Here is a 16,158-nt window from a genome sequence, read left to right as displayed (position 1 = left end):
GCGCTAAGACTTTTAGTTAAGGAATAACGGACTATTTATGTACTTTACAGTGAATGACAATGAATTGGATGCGCTCTGTGGGCTTTCATATATCCAGCAAATTACCTACTTAAGGGGTATTCGACCTTACATGGATCGCAATACTTTCATAGTAGGGATTAAACGACGTATTAGTTATCAATCGCTGGCTGAGACACTTTATATTGAACCCCATCAAGGTATTACAGAATCGGGAAGTCCTAGCCGTCAGCAAATTCGTCGAGTCATTAAAGGGCTTGAACGCGCAGGACTTATTGTCATTCAGTCTTTTGATAAACATCTTATTTTAAAATGTCTTTTAGCGGATATCAGCTATTGTGTCCAAAATAAACCCGGCACAAACCCGACACAGCAAGCCGACACAAAACCGCACGCTGTAATCCCTGTAAATACAAGGGTTTCGGAGGACACTGAAGTAAAAGCCGACACAGATAAATCCCTAAAAGCCGACACACCTCTAATAAAAGAAAATAATTATATTTATTTATTACAACGCTTCGACCATTTCTGGTGTATGTACCCCGAGAAAAAGTCACGTGAACGTGCCTTTGAAATTTTTCAACAAATCAATCCAGATGAACCTTTGCTGCAATTCATGTTGCATGCCCTTGATCAACAAATCAAAGCCCGTACAGCAAAAGAAGCACATGGAGAATGGGTTCCAGCATGGAAGTTTCCAGCCAACTGGTTATCTCAAAAATGCTGGGAAGATGAAATCAAAATTGAATTAACCCAGGAGAAAAGGAATGAGAAGTGCGGCACAAATACTAAGCGCGGAGCCATTGATCCATTCTGGAACCCAGAAACAGGAGATGAAGAAATCACAGGTACAGACGAATACCAGCAATCAAACGTCATCAACCTGCAATGCTACCGACAGTAGAAAAAAGTGTATTGAAAACTTGTTTACCCGCTTTGCAGTGTTCTACGGACATTTGTGGCGCAGTCAGTTTAAGAGTGATGGTTTTTTGGAGTTTGCCAAGAAAGAGTGGTTGGAGGGCTTAAGCCAATTCAGTGATGAGATTTTGAATCAGGTCATTATTGATTGTCGTGATCATTGCGAAATGCCTCCTAGCCTGCCGCAAATGATTAGATTTTGTCGTGATATCAAAAGGCGAAATGCTTTTTATGTCACATCAGAAAAATATAAACCAGCCAGCAAAGAAGTGGTTGAAGAGAATATCAGGCAGTGCAAGGCCTATTTATTTAAATAACTTAAAGGAGACGCATTATGTTGGTTTTAACAAGAAAAGTTGGTGAATCAGTTGTTATCAGTGAGGAAGTTTACTGCACTGTGGTGGGTTATCGAGATGGTGAGGTTCGTCTAGCCTTCGATGCCCCTCAATCAATCCCTGTTCACCGTGATGAAATTCAAAGACGCATTTATCGTGAACGCCAAAAAGATCAATGGTTTAGCGACTCTTCCTCCAATAAAGAAAGCATCGTTGATCGCTTAATTAGCAAATTCAAAAACGGATTGAAGTCAGCTTAAAAGCATCAGTAATCGAGGATTATATCGTATGAATGCACAAGAAGAACAAGGAATCACAGTTAAAGACCGTGCCCGTGAAAAGTTAAGGCGTGACTTGGGTGACACGATTGAACAAGCGCTAAGCGATCCTAAAACCGTTGAAATCATGCTCAATGCAGATGGCAAGCTTTGGCAGGAAAGGCTTGGAGAAACCATGCGTTGTATAGGTAGTATCAATGACGCGCGTGCTGAATCCATCATTAAAACTATTGCCGGCTTTCATGGTAAAGAGGTAACACGTTTTAATCCAATACTGGAGGGTGAACTGCCATTGGATGGTTCACGTTTTGCAGGGCAGCTGCCACCCGTGGTATCAAAACCAACATTTGCGATTCGTAAAAAAGCCATTTCGGTTTTTACACTAGATGACTATGTAAAATCAAAAATCATGACAGAAGCACAATGTGCGGTAATTAAGAAGGCTGTTATTGCACATCGAAACATACTCGTCATTGGAGGCACAGGTTCTGGTAAAACTACTTTAGTGAACGCCATTATCAATGAAATGGTTTGTAGCTCACCAGCCGAGCGTGTCTTCATCATTGAAGATACTGGTGAAATTCAATGTGCTGCTGAGAACTGCGTCCAATATCACACCACCATTGATGTCAATATGACCCAGCTTTTGAAAACCACTTTAAGGATGAGACCAGATCGAATCCTAGTTGGTGAAGTGCGGGGCAGTGAAGCGCTGGATTTACTTGATGCCTGGAATACAGGTCATGAGGGCGGTGCTGCCACTTTGCATGCTAATAACTGCCTCGCAGGGCTTCATCGTTTGAAATCACTCATTACCCGTAACCCCGCAGCGCCTGCTGAAATTGAACCTTTGATTGGTGAGACGGTTCATTGTGTGGTGCATATCGCAAGAACTCCACAAGGACGCAGAGTTGAAGAAATCATATCGGTTAAAGGATATGAAAACGGTCATTACAACATTAAACAACTTATTTAAGGAGAATAGGTATGAACCAAGCAATCAATATAAATTATCGAAGTCTATGGATGATGGGAGCGATTGTTTTATTGCTTCTGTTTATAACAGATCCTGCATGTGCTTCTAGTGCAGGTGGAGGTTTACCTTTTGACTCTTATCTAACCAAAATACAAAAATCCATTACCGGCCCATTTGCCTTTACTGCTGCAATTATTGGTTTAGTTGGCGCAGGAGCCACTCTGATTTTTGGTGGTGAAATGAATGGTTTTTTGCGAACCCTTCTCTTTATTGTGTTGGTGCTTTCATTCCTGGTTGCCGCACAAAATACCATGACTGCGATTACAGGCAAGGGAGCTGAAATTGCTAAACCCTCAGTTTTAACGAGTGCTACGGAGTTGCAGCCATGAGCCTACGCACCATTCCTATACGCAGATGTGGTAACCGCCCAAGCCTTTTCATGGGTGGTGACCGCGAGCTGGTTATGTTTTCAGGTTTACTCTCAGCAATCTTAGTATTCGCAGCTCAAGATTGGCTTGCCGCACTTTTTGGCTTTGCCCTTTGGTTTTTATCCTTAAAAGGTCTAAGGCTCATGGCAAAAGCTGATCCTTATATGAGAGCAGTCTATCTGAGACAAAGAGGCTATCAGACTTATTATCCAGCACGTTCTACCCCTTTTCGTAATAATAAAGGAGGTTATCTATGATTGGATTCATTACCTTTTTAATCAGTATTACTGGTTTTTTGTTGTTAGGTACATTGTTTCACGCCACTCAAATGAAAGGCGGTAAACACCATGTCAGAAGACATCGAAGTCATACAGCAGGACTGGTTGATTTACTGAATTACGCAGCAGTAGTCGATGATGGTGTGATTGTAGGTAAAAATGGCTCTTTTATGGCAGCCTGGTTGTATCAAGGTGAAGACATAGCCAACACTACAGATGAAGCCCGTGAAATGATGGCTTTTCGAATCAATCAGGCAATGTCCTCATTGGGTAATGGCTGGATGATTCATGTCGATGCCATAAGACGTGCTGCTCCAGGTTACAGTGAGCAGAGTGCTTCATACTTTCCAGATCCGGTATCAAAAGCTGTTGATGAAGAAAGACGGCAGTACTTTGAAAGTATAGGGGCATTGTATGAAGGTTATTTTGTTATCACATTTACCTGGTATCCACCTGTATTGGCGCAAAAACGTTTTGTTGAATTGATGTTTGATGATTCAGGGGAAAAATTAAACCATAAAGCGAAAACCTATCAACTGGTTGAAACCTTCAAGCAATCATGCAGGAACTTTGAGTCGCGTATGAGTGCGGCACTTCACCTTGAAAGGCTAGGCTCAGAACTATTCATCAACAAACACAATAAAGTCACTCAGGATAACTTCTTAAGACACATCCAATATTGTGTCACTGGGATTAATCACCCTGTGAATCTACCTAAAAATCCAATTTATCTGGATGCTTTAATAGGCGGTCAGGAATTAACCCCGGGGATTACACCTAAAATTGGTCGAAAGTTCATTCAATGTGTTGCTATTGAAGGATTCCCCATGGAGTCTTACCCAGGTATTTTAACGCTGTTGACTCAACTGCCTGTGGAATATCGCTGGAACTCTCGCTTCATATTCATGGATCCCCATGAAGCTGTAGCTCATTTCACTAAATTCCGTAAAAAATGGAAACAAAAAGTCAGAGGTTTTTTTGACCAAATGTTTAATACCCACTCGGGGGTCGTTGATGAAGACGCGCTCGGCATGGTTAATGATGCGCAAGCAGCGATTGCCGAAACCAATTCAGGAATGGTTGGCCAAGGTTACTATACATCGATTGTGGTGTTAATGGACGAGGATAGAGCGAACGTTGAGAAAGCAGCCCTATTCATCGAAAAGAATATCAATGCGTTAGGGTTTAGCGCACGAACAGAAACCATTAATACCATGGATGCCTATATGGGCAGCCTGCCAGGCCATGGCGTTGAAAACATCAGACGACCTCTCATGAATACCATGAATCTGGCGGACTTGTTACCCACATCCAGCATTTGGACTGGTGAAAATAAAGCGCCTTGTCCACTGTTCCCTCCGTATTCACCACCATTGATGCACTGCGTCACCAGCGGCAATGCGCCATTTCGTTTGAACCTGCATGTAAGAGATTTAGGGCATGGCATTATGTTTGGCCCCACACGCTCTGGTAAATCAACTCATCTTGGTTTGTTGGCATTGTCCTGGCGTCGTTATAAAGATGCACGTATTTATTCTTTTGATAAAGGCATGTCTATGTATCCAACCTGTAAGGCAACAGGTGGGGAGCATTTCACCATTGCAGATAAAGACTCTCGTCTTGCCTTTGCACCGTTACAGTTCTTAGAAACTAAAGCAGATAGAGCTTGGGCTATGGAGTGGATTGATACGATTTTAGCTTTGAATGGTTTGAATACCACACCAGCTCAACGCAATGAAATCGGCCATGCCATTTTAAGTATGCACCAAAGTGGTTCTAAAACCTTATCTGAATTTGTTATGACGATTCAGGATGAACCTATTAGAGAAACGTTAAAACAGTACACCATAGATGGGTTAATGGGGCATTTATTGGATGCAGAAAGTGATGGGCTTGGTTTGTCTTCCTTTATGACCTTTGAAATCGAACATTTAATGGGTCTAGGTGAAAAATTTGCATTGCCTGTGTTGCTCTATCTCTTTAGGCGTATTGAAACCTCGTTAGATGGTCGCCCTACCCTAATATTGCTTGATGAAGCATGGCTAATGCTGGCTCATCCAGTGTTTAAAAACAAGATTGCTGAATGGCTTGATTCCATGGCTAAGAAAAATTGTGTGGTGTTTATGGCAACCCAACATTTATCACATGCTGCCAACTCTGGAATCCTGGATATTATTGTTGAATCAACCGCCACCAAAATCTTTTTACCAAATCTGTATGCAAGAGATCCAGAAACCCGCCTCATTTATGAGCGCATGGGTTTAAATCCACGTCAGATTGACATCATTGCAGCAGCTCAACCTAAACGTGATTACTACTATGTCAGTGAAAAAGGTCAACGTCTTTATCAACTGGCATTAGGACCTTACGCCCTGGCGTTTGTTGGAGCTACCGATCCTGACTCCATAGCAAGAATGAAGCAACTGGAGTCTAAGCATGGGGATGCGTGGGTCTCTCAATGGCTTTTAGAAAAAGGTATTCGCATGAATCAATACGGAGAAGCAGCATGAAACAAAGTATAACGAATAATCCTTATCTCAATGCGAGACGAGCATGGAATGTTCATACCGCAGGACTTATGAAATCACTCCAAGTTTGGCAGTTGGTTGGTTTAAGTAGTCTTTTAATCGCATTGGCGGCAGTTGGTGGACTCATCGCAATAGGTAGCCAATCTAAATTTATCCCTTTGGTGTTTCAACAAGATGCCAATGGCAATACCTTATCGGTTACTCGTGCTGATAGAGTTGGTGAGGCAAGCATCGATGATTATCGCGCTGCAGCTGCTCATTTTATTGAAAACATACGCATGGTAAGCCTTGATGTAGAACTACAAAAGAAGGCAGTGTTTCAAGTGTATTCCTATTTAAATGCCAATGATGCAGCCCTTGCCAAAGTTCAAGAATTCTACAGCGACAAACAACAATCTAATCCCTTTGAAAGAGCAGCTTTTGAGATTGTGAGCATAGACATTCGCTCAGTACTTCAAGAATCGGATGAGACCTGGCAAGTCGACTGGATTGAAACAGTGAGAAATCGTGATGGCTCACTTAAAGAAAAGCCTCGCATGATGAAAGCGATGATTACAATGTATCAGGAGAATGAAATCAATGATGCCACCAGTGAGTCCATTTTGAAAAATCCCCACCTGATTTATGTGCGTGATTTTAACTGGTCATACGAATTAAAGCATGGAGAACAGCAATGAAAAGAGTAATGCAGCTATTTTGTTTATTAACACCGCTCACAAGTTTTGCATTGGATAACACTACTCTGGCCGAGCATTATTTTTCGGATACCGTACCCAAGCTATCGACTCAGGAAAAACAAGGTTTAGATATTGCAGAGCGTACACAACAAGGAGAAAAGACAAGTATACCCTTTGCATCAAGCGATGGTTCAGTCAGTTTTATTTATGGCTCAGGGCAAATCAGGGTAGTTTGTGCCCCTTTACAAGTGTGTGATATTGCCCTTCAACCAGGTGAGCAGTTTAACGACATGAACGTCGGTGACCCACGCTTTGTTGTTGAACCATCTCTCACAGGAGCTGGGGCTATGCAACAAATCCATCTGTTAATAAAACCTAAAGATGTAGGGCTTGATTCTTCTTTGGTAGTCACCACAGACAGAAGAACATATCACTTTAGATTAAAGTCAGATAGAACTGAATTTATGCCTTACATTTCGTTTACTTATCCTGATGAAGCCAAAGCAAAATGGCAGTTACTACAACGCATTCAGGCTGAAAGAAGAAAAGTAGATACCTTACCAGAAACCAATGAATATCTTGGCTCCCTTAACTTCAATTATCGAATTCAAGGCAATGCCCGATTTAAGCCAGTTAGAGTTTATAACAATGGTGTCAAAACAATTATTGAGATGCCAAGAACCATGGCTCAAAGTGAAGCGCCTGCGCTGCTGGTTTTAAGAAGTCGAGGGCTATTTAAAAAATCAGAGTCCGTCATGGTCAATTATCGCCTCCAGGGTTGTCGTTACATCGTAGATGGAGTTTTTGATAAAGCCATCTTAGTTATCGGCAGCGGTTCCTCTCAAGAAAAAAATACGATTACAAGGTGCTGAAGATGAAAAAATTAAGTGTTTTATTGACTGCCATCTTGTTATCAAGTTGTGCCAGCATGCGTTATGGCAATTTCACCCAAATGTCTCAGGGCAAAGATGCATATCTGGCGGCAGATGCAGCTACTCAATTAACGCGAGTATATCCACCTGCTCAAAATACATTTTGTATTGGTCAACGAGTGACAGATGGCTTTGGCTTAAGTCTTATTCAAAACCTTAGAAAAAAGGGTTATGGCATCAATGAAAATCAATGCCCTAGGAATAAAGCTAATTTTTTCTACGTGCTTGATGAGCTTAAACCTCAAAGCTATCGAGTAAGCCTTTTTGTAGGAATGCAAACATTGAGCCGTGTGTATGCAAAAAGCCATGAAAATATCATCCCTGTAAGCGCATGGACTCATAAGGAGTAAGAGCTATGAATCAAAATAATGATTATTTGTCACCAGAGAATTCACCTCAAAAGCTTCAAACCACAGGTGTAAAACGAGTGAATAATGTGCCACTCATGATTGCAATTGGTATTTTAACTCTTTTTGTAGTGCTCATCGCATTGGTTGCCAATAAACGAGCTAATGCGCAAAACCAGCCACCAGAAATAGTGAAGGTTAAAAACTCAAAGAAAAATACCATGAGCCTTGCCAATGACGTGGTAGGAAACCATAAATCAGCAGTAATTCCCCCCCAGAGTGTCACGATAGCTAACAGTGAAACAACTCCTTTGCCCATTCCTGAACAACTTCCACATAAAGAAGATGCTCTCACACAAGATGTATCTGAAGTTGAAATCGAACGCATTCGTCAGGAAAAAACTCAAGAATTTGAAGAAGCGGTCAAAGCTAAGACTTCCGTAATGGTAGATAACCCACGATTGAATAATCGCGACACTGCCAAAACGTCCATGAATAGCAATGAGATGGCATTAAACATCGACCCCTCATTAGCGTTTAAAGAGCAGCTCGCATTATTACAAGGAAGGCAAGCCAAACCCATGCCACAAACTTTAGGTGGTGAGGAAAATGAAATGCGCTGGCATTTAAATTCAACACTTCAAAGCCCAAACAGTCGATACGAACTAAGAGCTGGTAGTGTAATTCCAGGGGTAATGATTAGTGGCATTTCCTCAGAATTACCAGGCCAAATCATCGCTCAAGTATCACAAAACGTGTATGACACTGCTACGGGGAAATATCTTTTAATACCACAAGGTACCAAGATATTGGGGCTTTACTCCAGTGATGTCCCTTTTGGTCAGAACTCTGTATTAGTGGCTTGGCAACGCCTGGTTTTTCCAGACAGTAGGGCCCTGGATATCGGCTCTATGCCAGGTGCTGATAGTGCTGGATATGCCGGATTTCGCGATGAGGTAGATCATCATTATGCAAGAATTTATGGTTCAGCACTTTTAATGTCAGGCATTATTGCTGGAATTACTTATAGCCAAAATACCAATCAATCTAATCAATTCGGTTACACCCAGCCCACAGCTGGCAGCGTCATGAGTCAGGCTTTAGGACAACAGTTGGGCGAGGTCACTTCGCAACTGGTTTCAAAAAACCTGAATGTGTCCCCCACCATAAATGTTCGCCCAGGTTATCGTTTCAATATCATCGTGGTGAAAGACTTAACCTTTAAACAATCCTATAAGCAATTTGCTTATTAATGAAGGAGAGCATTATGAAATTTAAATCCATGATTATTTATTGCTTTGTTTTACCAGTATTTGCGGGTGGCGCACCTGTGTTTGATATTGCGAATTGGATTCAAAATGGGAAAATGATTGCAACCCAGCTTAGTGAATATAAAACGCAAGTCGATCAATACAAGAATCAGATGGATCAATACCAAAACATGTTAGACAACACCAAGTCACTGACTTCCTTTGAATGGGATAATGCCAACTCAGTGATTAATAATTTGCTTGAATCGACTGATACCATTGATTACTACAAGCAGGAAGCTGGCAGCCTCCAAGGATACTTGGACCGATTCCAAAGTCAGGAATACTACCAAAAGACCCCGTGTTTTAATGGCACAGGTCAATGTTCTGCTGAAGAACTTAGAAAAATCAAACAAAGCAGATTAGCGGCGTCTGTTGCTGAAAAGCGATCCAATGACGCCATGCTTAAAGGGATTGATAAACAACAACAGAGCTTAAAAAATGATTCTGCAAAGTTACGTACTTTGCAATCTCAGGCACAAAGTGCCGCAGGCCAAAAACAGGCTCTTCAAGCAGCTTCTCAATTAGCCAGTAATCAATCTCATCAATTGCTTCAAATCCGAGGCGTGTTATTAGCGCAGCAGAATGCTCAGGCGGTCAAAGATGCAGCGAGTGCCAACAAAGAGGCGATACAGACTGCAGGGGATGAGCATTTCAGATCAGGCGCATACCATAAAAGTTCAGGAAAAAAGTGGTAATCCATCATAAAAAGGAGAGGAAAATGAAGATCTTATGTTTATCAATTATGATTGTTGCTTGTGTTTTATCAGGTTGCGACAGCGCTGAATCCAAGGCTCAGAAAAAAGCTGAGCACTTGGCAACACTCACCTGTAGCAGCCCACGAGAGGGTCGAACTCAAGAAGAACTGCAGGCTATTGGTGATGCGTGTTTCCGAGGGGGTAGTTACTCCAAAAGCTCTGGACAGACGTGGTAATGCTATGAATAAAAAAATAATCCCCTATGTAATTGCTATTAGTTTATTTGGGTTTTCTGCCTGCTGCTATGCCAAGGGGCATGGCATGGATAGTCGTGATTTACTGGATAATATTTTACAGCGATTTGCCAGCACATCTGCGCTATGGAGCAAAACCATGCTGAGTTATGCCAGATATCTTTTCTGGTCTTTGGCCTTAATTAGCATGGTGTGGACTTACGGCTTGATGGCACTGCGTAAAGCAGATATTCAGGAGTTCTTAGCTGAAACAGTACGGTTCTTTGTAGTGGTCGGTTTTTTCTATTGGATTTTAGACAATGGACCGGCCATTGCAAAAGCAATCATAGACTCCATGCGGCAACTTGCAGCCAAGGCTTCGGGAATTAATGAACATGTCTCCCCTTCTGATATTGTGGATGTTGGGTTTGATATAGTCTCAAAAGCTATAGACAGCTCATCTATCTGGTCCCCCGCAGCTACTACAGTAGGATTGCTCGTTGCAGGGGTAATTCTGATTATTCTTGCTTTAGTCAGTATTAACATGCTCATTATCTTAATCACCGCTTGGATCTTAACCTATGGTGGCATTGTTTTATTAGGGTTTGGCGGTGGCCGTTGGACACAGGATATTGCGATTAACTACTACAAAACCGTGTTGGGTATTGCATTACAAGCTTTTGCCATGATTTTGATTATTGGTATCGGTAAATCTTTTGTAGATCAATATTACGCAGCGATGTCTGAAAACATCATGCTCAAAGAGATGTTTGTCATGCTGGTAGTTGCAGTACTGCTATTAGTTCTTATAGATAAAATTCCACCTGCTTTAGCTGGTATTGTGTCAGGAGGCGGTTCTGGTGGTGGCGGTGGACTAGGTCTTGGTGGTGCAATTGGAGCTGCTGGAATTGCAGGAGCAGCCATGGCGGGTGCCGCAGGTAGCGTAGTTGCTCAAAGCGGTGGTGGATTATCTGCACTGAATGCTGCGTTTAAAGCAGCCAGTCAATCAACCAACTCAGGTGACACCAATGCACTGTCAGGGATGGATAAAAGCTCCAAAACCGGTGGTTTAGCTGAGGCGATGGGAAGTGCTGCCAAATTTGCAGGCTCTTTTGGTTCACATTTAGCCTCAGGCACTATGGATGTAGCTCGTGAGAAAGCAAATTCGATTAAAGAAGCAGTTGCTGAAAAAATCGCTGACACAACAGGTGGAAAAATTGCCGAAGCAATTCAGAACAAGGTAGATACATCCACTTCTGAACCGCAAGAATCTAATGCGCAAAACATTTTATCTATGGGCACACCTGCAGGTAGTCTCAGTTCAGGATTTGAGACATCAGATGAGGTCAGTCAATTTGTGAACCAAAAGGCATCTGGAGAGAGCCAATGAGCCAAAACAAACCTAATAAAGCCATTGGCCCTCAAGTCAGAGAAAAAAATACCAGCAAAATAAATAAAACATTAGTCTTGCTAGTAATTTGTTCTTTCTTAATCAGCATGCAAATTGGAACTCAGTTTTTCGCGCATCAATTTCACTATTCTGATGCCCTTGGAGGGGCATTCGCCCCTATTTATATGCCTTGGCAGATTTTTATCTGGGCTATTAAGTATCAACCCTATTACCCAGACTCTTTTAATGCCGCCTTTGGTCTCATCGTCATGATGGGTTCTCTCTTTTTAATGATGATTGTGTTGGCTTCCAAGTATTTAAAAAAGAACAGTGTGAGTGACTACCTCCATGGTTCAGCCAGGTGGGCTAATTGGGAAGACTTAAACAGTGCAAGTCTCATTGGACATGATGAAGGAGTTTATGTTGGTGCGTTTGAAGATGACAAAGGAGCAATTCATTATCTACGCCATAATGGACCTGAGCATGTTTTAACGTATGCACCAACCCGCTCAGGGAAAGGTGTTGGCCTTGTGATTCCAACCCTTCTATCATGGAAACACTCCTGTGTGATTACCGATTTAAAAGGCGAGCTTTGGGCAATGACCGCTGGATGGCGACAAAAACATGCAGCCAACAAAGTCATTCGATTTGAACCTGCAACGTTAAAAGGAAGCGCACGCTGGAACCCCCTGGATGAAATCAGAGTGGGTACAGAATCAGAGGTAGGTGATGTACAAAATTTGGCAACGCTTGTGGTTGATCCCGATGGAAAGGGGTTGGAAACCCACTGGCAGAAAACCTCTCAAGCCCTTCTGGTTGGTTTTATCCTGCATGCGATTTATAAATTGAACGCCTGCGGAGAACCAGCCACATTTCCCAACATTGACCGCATGCTGGTTGATCCCAATATTAATATTGCTGACCTGCTCATTGAAATGACCCAATACCCGCATGTTGAAGGAAAAACCCATCCTGTTATATCAGCCTCTGCTCGTGACATGATTGATAGGCCCGAAGAAGAAGCAGGTTCTGTGTTATCTACTTTAAAATCTTATCTGGCGTTATATCGCGATCCCGTGGTTGCTCATAACGTATCTGCCTCAGATTTTTGCATCCGCGATTTAATGAATCATGAAAATCCCGTGAGCCTCTATATCGTTACTCAACCCAATGACAAGGCAAGGCTTCAGCCTCTGGTTAGAGTCATGATTAATATGATAGTGAGACTATTGGCCGACAGAATGGAATTTGAGCGTGTATCCGATGACAGAGGATTATCTTATGTAAGTGCTAAAAAAACGTATAAACATCGACTGCTTTGCATGATTGATGAATTTCCAAGTCTTGGAAAACTCGACATACTGCAAGAGTCATTAGCTTTTGTTGCCGGCTATGGTTTAAAGTTTTATTTAATTTGTCAGGACATTAATCAACTTAAAAGCCGTGAGCGAGGTTATGGCCCCGATGAAACTATCACTTCAAATTGTCATATCCAAAATGCTTATCCACCCAACAGAGTTGAAACTGCAGAACATCTTTCCAAGCTGACAGGTCAAACCACTATTGTTAAAGAACACATCACTACCAGTGGAAAACGTTTTTCTACGTTCTTAAATCAAATATCAAAAACCGTTCAGGAAATATCGAGACCGCTCTTAACCGTTGATGAGTGTCTACGTATGCCAGGACCTAAAAAAGATGCCAATGGCTTGATTGTTGAAGCTGGGGATATGGTCGTATATGCAGCGGGCTTCCCTGCTATTTACGGTAAACAACCTCTTTACTTTAAAGATCCGATCTTCATGGCAAGAGCATCAGTTGAGGCTCCTGTTCACTCAGATATTTTACGTACTCGCTTACGTGAAGATGAGGTCATCAGGTTATGAAAAAAATGTCAGTCATCATCTCTATGTTTTTGATAAGCCTTATTGTTGTAGGCTCACTATTTCATGGCATGGGTTTTAGGATAAACCTGACTGAATCCATTCCTATAGGTTTATATCGAATCGACAGCAAAGCCCCAATCAAAAATTCTTATGTGATTTTTTGTCCTGATGACAGGGAATCTTTTAGGTTAGCGAGGGATAGAGGTTATATAGACTATGGTCTTTACTGTGAGGGATATGGTTATTTAATGAAAAAAGTGGTGGCTGTTTCTGGCGATATCCTCTCTGTAACCAATAAAGGGGTTTTTGTTAATCAAAAACTAACCCCCTACTCAAAACCAAAACTACAGGATGGGATGAAGCGCTCCTTACCTCAATGGCAAGTAATGAATTACCAACTCCAAAACGATGAAGTGATGACTATGACCAGTCAAAGCGAATGGTCATTTGATGGTCGATATTATGGTCTTGTTCATACAGGACAAATCAAAGGAATGATCACACCCATATGGGTAATTAAATAAACGGGAGAGAACCACATGAATCATGAAACCGAATTAATGGATGTGATTGCAGAAAAATTTGAGGATTTAGTAATCCCTGGATTTCTTCTTGAAGTCAGTCCGATAGAAGCGGACATCATGGGAGCATTTGTAGAAGATGCACTCAATGAAGAAGATGCGATGGAGGCTATTTATGACTAAAATGCCTTACCATGAAGTCGTTGCCAATCAAATTATTGAAAGCCTGAAATCAGGAACCGCTCCCTGGTTAAAACCATGGGAGCCAGGTATTGGCAATGGTCAAATTCCATATAATCCAGTCACTGGGAAGCGTTATCGAGGTATCAATGCTTTGTATTTGATGGTGAATCAAAGTGATGACAATCGTTGGTTAACCTATAAACAAGCACAAAGTGTGGGTGCACAGGTTCGCAAGGGAGAAAAAGGCACCACAATCCAATATTGGAAATTTCATGAAGAACAAACCAAACACGATGATACTGGTAAACCTGTTCTTGATGAACAGGGTAATCCATTAAAAGTGCAGGTGAATCTTGAACGGCCCAAAGTGTTTTATGCAACGGTATTTCATGCCTCGCAAATTGATAATATGCCAGAACTCATTGCAAAAGAGCCAGATTGGTCCTTAATTGAAAAAGCTGAAAAACTGCTACATAACTCTGGCGCTAACATTGTTCACTCAGAAGCAGACAGAGCTTTTTACAGATTATCGACTGATAGCATTCATCTTCCCACTAAAGAGCAATTTAAATCTGCGGACAACTACTATGCTACTGCCCTACATGAACTAGGGCATTGGAGCGGTCATCCCTCAAGATTGGATAGAGATTTAGGCCATCCCTTTGGTTCAGATGCTTATGCCAAAGAAGAATTAAGAGCAGAAATCGCAAGTATGCTGTTAGGTGCCGAACTGGGTATAGGCCATGACCCTTCTCAACACACTGCATATATCAAATCATGGATACGGGTTTTAGAAGACGATCCTTTAGAAATATTCAGAGCATCCGCTGATGCAGAGAAAATAGTGAATCACTTATGTGCATTAGAACAAACTCAAGATATTAATCTGAGAGAATTTATTGAAATCAAGGATGATAAACTAAAAGAGGAATTCGTTATGGCGTCTGAAAACATCACTTCTGAAAAAGTCTGGTTAAGCATCCCCTTCCAACAAAAAGAAATTGCCAAATCCACTATAGGAAAACTCCCTGATGGAACACCAGGTATTGCCTGGGATAAAGTACAAAAGTGTTGGTATGCAAAGCCTGGCGTTTCTGTTGAGAAAATCAAAGCCTGGATTCCTGCTCTTCAGGTATTAACTCAGGAAAAAGCGCTTATACCTGAGGATGAGTTTAAAGCGGCATTGATAAGCCTCGGTGCTAAAGTTTCAGGTGAGCATCCAGTTATGGATGGGAAACCCCATCGCATTTCCACAGAGGGTGATAAAAATGGTGAGAAGGCAGGATTTTATGTAGCCCATTTAGATGGTATTCCGGCAGGATACATTAAAAACAACCGAACTGGCGCTGAGCTTAACTGGAAATGTAAGGGTTACATTTTAACAGATGAACAGAAGGCGACGCTTAAGGGAGAAGCGCTGGAACATCAACAAACTCGCCAACGTGAGCTGGAATCCAAACAAAAAAGTACCGCATTAAGACTTAAGCAAAAATTATCCATGATGACGGAGGTCGTGGAACCCACACCGTATATGCAAGCAAAAGGCATTCAGGTTCATGCTGGCGTGTATACCGATGAAGAAAAAAAGCTAACTTGCGTTCCAGCAACGGATTGCGACGGCACTCTTTGGACTGTTCAGTATATTTCGGAAGATGGTACTAAACGGTTTGCAAAGGACTCAAGAAAAGAAGGCTGTTTTCATGTACTGGGTGGATTAGATAAGCTTGCTAAAACGCCTGTCATTATAATTGCCGAAGGTTATGCCACAGCTGCAACAATAAAAGAAGCAACTGGACTACCAGTTGTATCCGCCTTTGATTCAGGCAATCTCAAATCAGTCGCTAAAGCTATGCATGAAAAATATCCTCAAACTCCAATTATTGTGGCAGCTGATGACGACAAGCATCTTGAGTTAACGCAGGGCATCAATCCCGGAAAGGAAAAAGGGAGAGAAGCAGCAGAGTCAGTCAATGGTTTTATCATCCTACCGACTTTTGCACCAAAAGAGCAGTTATTAAGCCACCAGAAACTCAGCGATTTTAATGATCTTGCTAACAACAGCAAGCTAGGAATTGAGGGCGTGAAACGACAGTTAAAATCAAAATTTGATAAAATTTCTAAGCAAAATAGCCGCTTACAATTATCGCAAAAAACCAATGTCATTCGAATCGCCTAGATACAATTGAAATTCTAAATAGCCTGTGAAATGGCACGGGCTTTTA

The 16,158-nt window shown here is 41.8% G+C and carries 17 protein-coding genes and 1 pseudogene; all 18 read left to right on the top strand.

Features of this window, described 5'->3' with window-relative positions; translation table 11 throughout:
• Positions 1-37: 37 nt before the first annotated feature.
• The 18 genes and pseudogenes from Lqua_RS12430 to Lqua_RS12345 all read left to right on the top strand — a co-directional run bounded on the left by Lqua_RS12430 (position 38) and on the right by Lqua_RS12345 (position 16,112).
• Positions 38-922: a hypothetical protein gene (locus tag Lqua_RS12430; RefSeq protein ID WP_058474606.1), complete on the top strand. Its 885-nt coding sequence runs from the start codon at positions 38-40 to the stop codon at positions 920-922.
• Between the two features lie 19 nt (positions 923-941).
• A complete protein-coding gene (locus tag Lqua_RS12425) occupies positions 942-1,253 on the top strand; it encodes a hypothetical protein (protein ID WP_058474605.1) in 312 nt (103 codons plus the stop codon).
• A gap of 17 nt (positions 1,254-1,270) precedes the next feature.
• Positions 1,271-1,531, top strand: a complete 261-nt coding sequence (gene csrA, locus Lqua_RS12420) for a carbon storage regulator CsrA (protein ID WP_027265149.1) — start codon at positions 1,271-1,273, stop codon at positions 1,529-1,531.
• Between the two features lie 28 nt (positions 1,532-1,559).
• Positions 1,560-2,525, top strand: a complete 966-nt coding sequence (gene trbB / locus Lqua_RS12415; protein ID WP_058474604.1) for a P-type conjugative transfer ATPase TrbB — start codon at positions 1,560-1,562, stop codon at positions 2,523-2,525.
• A gap of 11 nt (positions 2,526-2,536) precedes the next feature.
• Positions 2,537-2,914 (top strand): TrbC/VirB2 family protein, encoded by a 378-nt coding sequence (locus tag Lqua_RS12410; protein WP_058474603.1) that lies wholly within the window; start codon positions 2,537-2,539, stop codon positions 2,912-2,914.
• Positions 2,911-3,210: a conjugal transfer protein TrbD gene (locus Lqua_RS12405; RefSeq protein WP_058474602.1), complete on the top strand. Its 300-nt coding sequence runs from the start codon at positions 2,911-2,913 to the stop codon at positions 3,208-3,210. Before Lqua_RS12410 ends, Lqua_RS12405 begins: the two co-directional genes overlap by 4 nt.
• On the top strand, positions 3,207-5,741 hold the full coding sequence (locus Lqua_RS12400) for a VirB4 family type IV secretion/conjugal transfer ATPase (protein WP_058474601.1): 2,535 nt from the start codon (positions 3,207-3,209) through the stop codon (positions 5,739-5,741). Before Lqua_RS12405 ends, Lqua_RS12400 begins: the two co-directional genes overlap by 4 nt.
• The gene (locus tag Lqua_RS12395) at positions 5,738-6,436 is read left to right on the top strand and encodes a conjugal transfer protein TrbF (protein WP_058474600.1); all 699 of its coding nucleotides are present in this window, start codon (positions 5,738-5,740) and stop codon (positions 6,434-6,436) included. Before Lqua_RS12400 ends, Lqua_RS12395 begins: the two co-directional genes overlap by 4 nt.
• Positions 6,433-7,308: a P-type conjugative transfer protein TrbG gene (gene trbG / locus Lqua_RS12390; protein ID WP_058474599.1), complete on the top strand. Its 876-nt coding sequence runs from the start codon at positions 6,433-6,435 to the stop codon at positions 7,306-7,308. Before Lqua_RS12395 ends, trbG begins: the two co-directional genes overlap by 4 nt.
• 2 nt (positions 7,309-7,310) lie before the next feature.
• Positions 7,311-7,718, top strand: coding sequence for a conjugal transfer protein TrbH (locus tag Lqua_RS12385; protein ID WP_058474598.1), 408 nt, complete (start codon positions 7,311-7,313; stop codon positions 7,716-7,718).
• A gap of 5 nt (positions 7,719-7,723) precedes the next feature.
• Positions 7,724-8,968: a TrbI/VirB10 family protein gene (locus tag Lqua_RS12380; protein WP_058474597.1), complete on the top strand. Its 1,245-nt coding sequence runs from the start codon at positions 7,724-7,726 to the stop codon at positions 8,966-8,968.
• A gap of 14 nt (positions 8,969-8,982) precedes the next feature.
• Positions 8,983-9,723 (top strand): P-type conjugative transfer protein TrbJ, encoded by a 741-nt coding sequence (trbJ, locus tag Lqua_RS12375; RefSeq protein WP_042754978.1) that lies wholly within the window; start codon positions 8,983-8,985, stop codon positions 9,721-9,723.
• Between the two features lie 23 nt (positions 9,724-9,746).
• Positions 9,747-9,959 carry a hypothetical protein gene (locus tag Lqua_RS12370; RefSeq protein WP_058474596.1) on the top strand — a complete coding sequence of 71 codons (213 nt, stop codon included), beginning with the start codon at positions 9,747-9,749 and terminating at the stop codon, positions 9,957-9,959.
• A 4-nt stretch (positions 9,960-9,963) separates the two neighbouring features.
• Positions 9,964-11,346 carry a P-type conjugative transfer protein TrbL gene (gene trbL, locus Lqua_RS12365; RefSeq protein ID WP_058474595.1) on the top strand — a complete coding sequence of 461 codons (1,383 nt, stop codon included), beginning with the start codon at positions 9,964-9,966 and terminating at the stop codon, positions 11,344-11,346.
• The gene (locus Lqua_RS12360) at positions 11,343-13,232 is read left to right on the top strand and encodes a type IV secretory system conjugative DNA transfer family protein (RefSeq protein ID WP_058474594.1); all 1,890 of its coding nucleotides are present in this window, start codon (positions 11,343-11,345) and stop codon (positions 13,230-13,232) included. The genes trbL and Lqua_RS12360 overlap by 4 nt, the downstream gene beginning before the upstream one ends.
• Positions 13,229-13,775, top strand: a pseudogene (traF, locus tag Lqua_RS12355) (conjugative transfer signal peptidase TraF). The gene Lqua_RS12360 and the pseudogene traF overlap by 4 nt, the downstream one beginning before the upstream one ends.
• A complete protein-coding gene (locus tag Lqua_RS18455; RefSeq protein ID WP_042754934.1) occupies positions 13,772-13,936 on the top strand; it encodes a hypothetical protein in 165 nt (54 codons plus the stop codon). The pseudogene traF and the gene Lqua_RS18455 overlap by 4 nt, the downstream one beginning before the upstream one ends.
• Positions 13,929-16,112: a zincin-like metallopeptidase domain-containing protein gene (locus Lqua_RS12345; protein ID WP_058474592.1), complete on the top strand. Its 2,184-nt coding sequence runs from the start codon at positions 13,929-13,931 to the stop codon at positions 16,110-16,112. Before Lqua_RS18455 ends, Lqua_RS12345 begins: the two co-directional genes overlap by 8 nt.
• Positions 16,113-16,158: the final 46 nt, after the last annotated feature.

Origin of the sequence: Legionella quateirensis (genome assembly GCF_001467955.1) — a bacterium.
GTDB lineage: Bacteria > Pseudomonadota > Gammaproteobacteria > Legionellales > Legionellaceae > Legionella > Legionella quateirensis.
The sequence above is the reverse complement of the archived record's forward strand: the minus strand, read 5'-3'. Positions and strand labels throughout refer to the sequence as shown.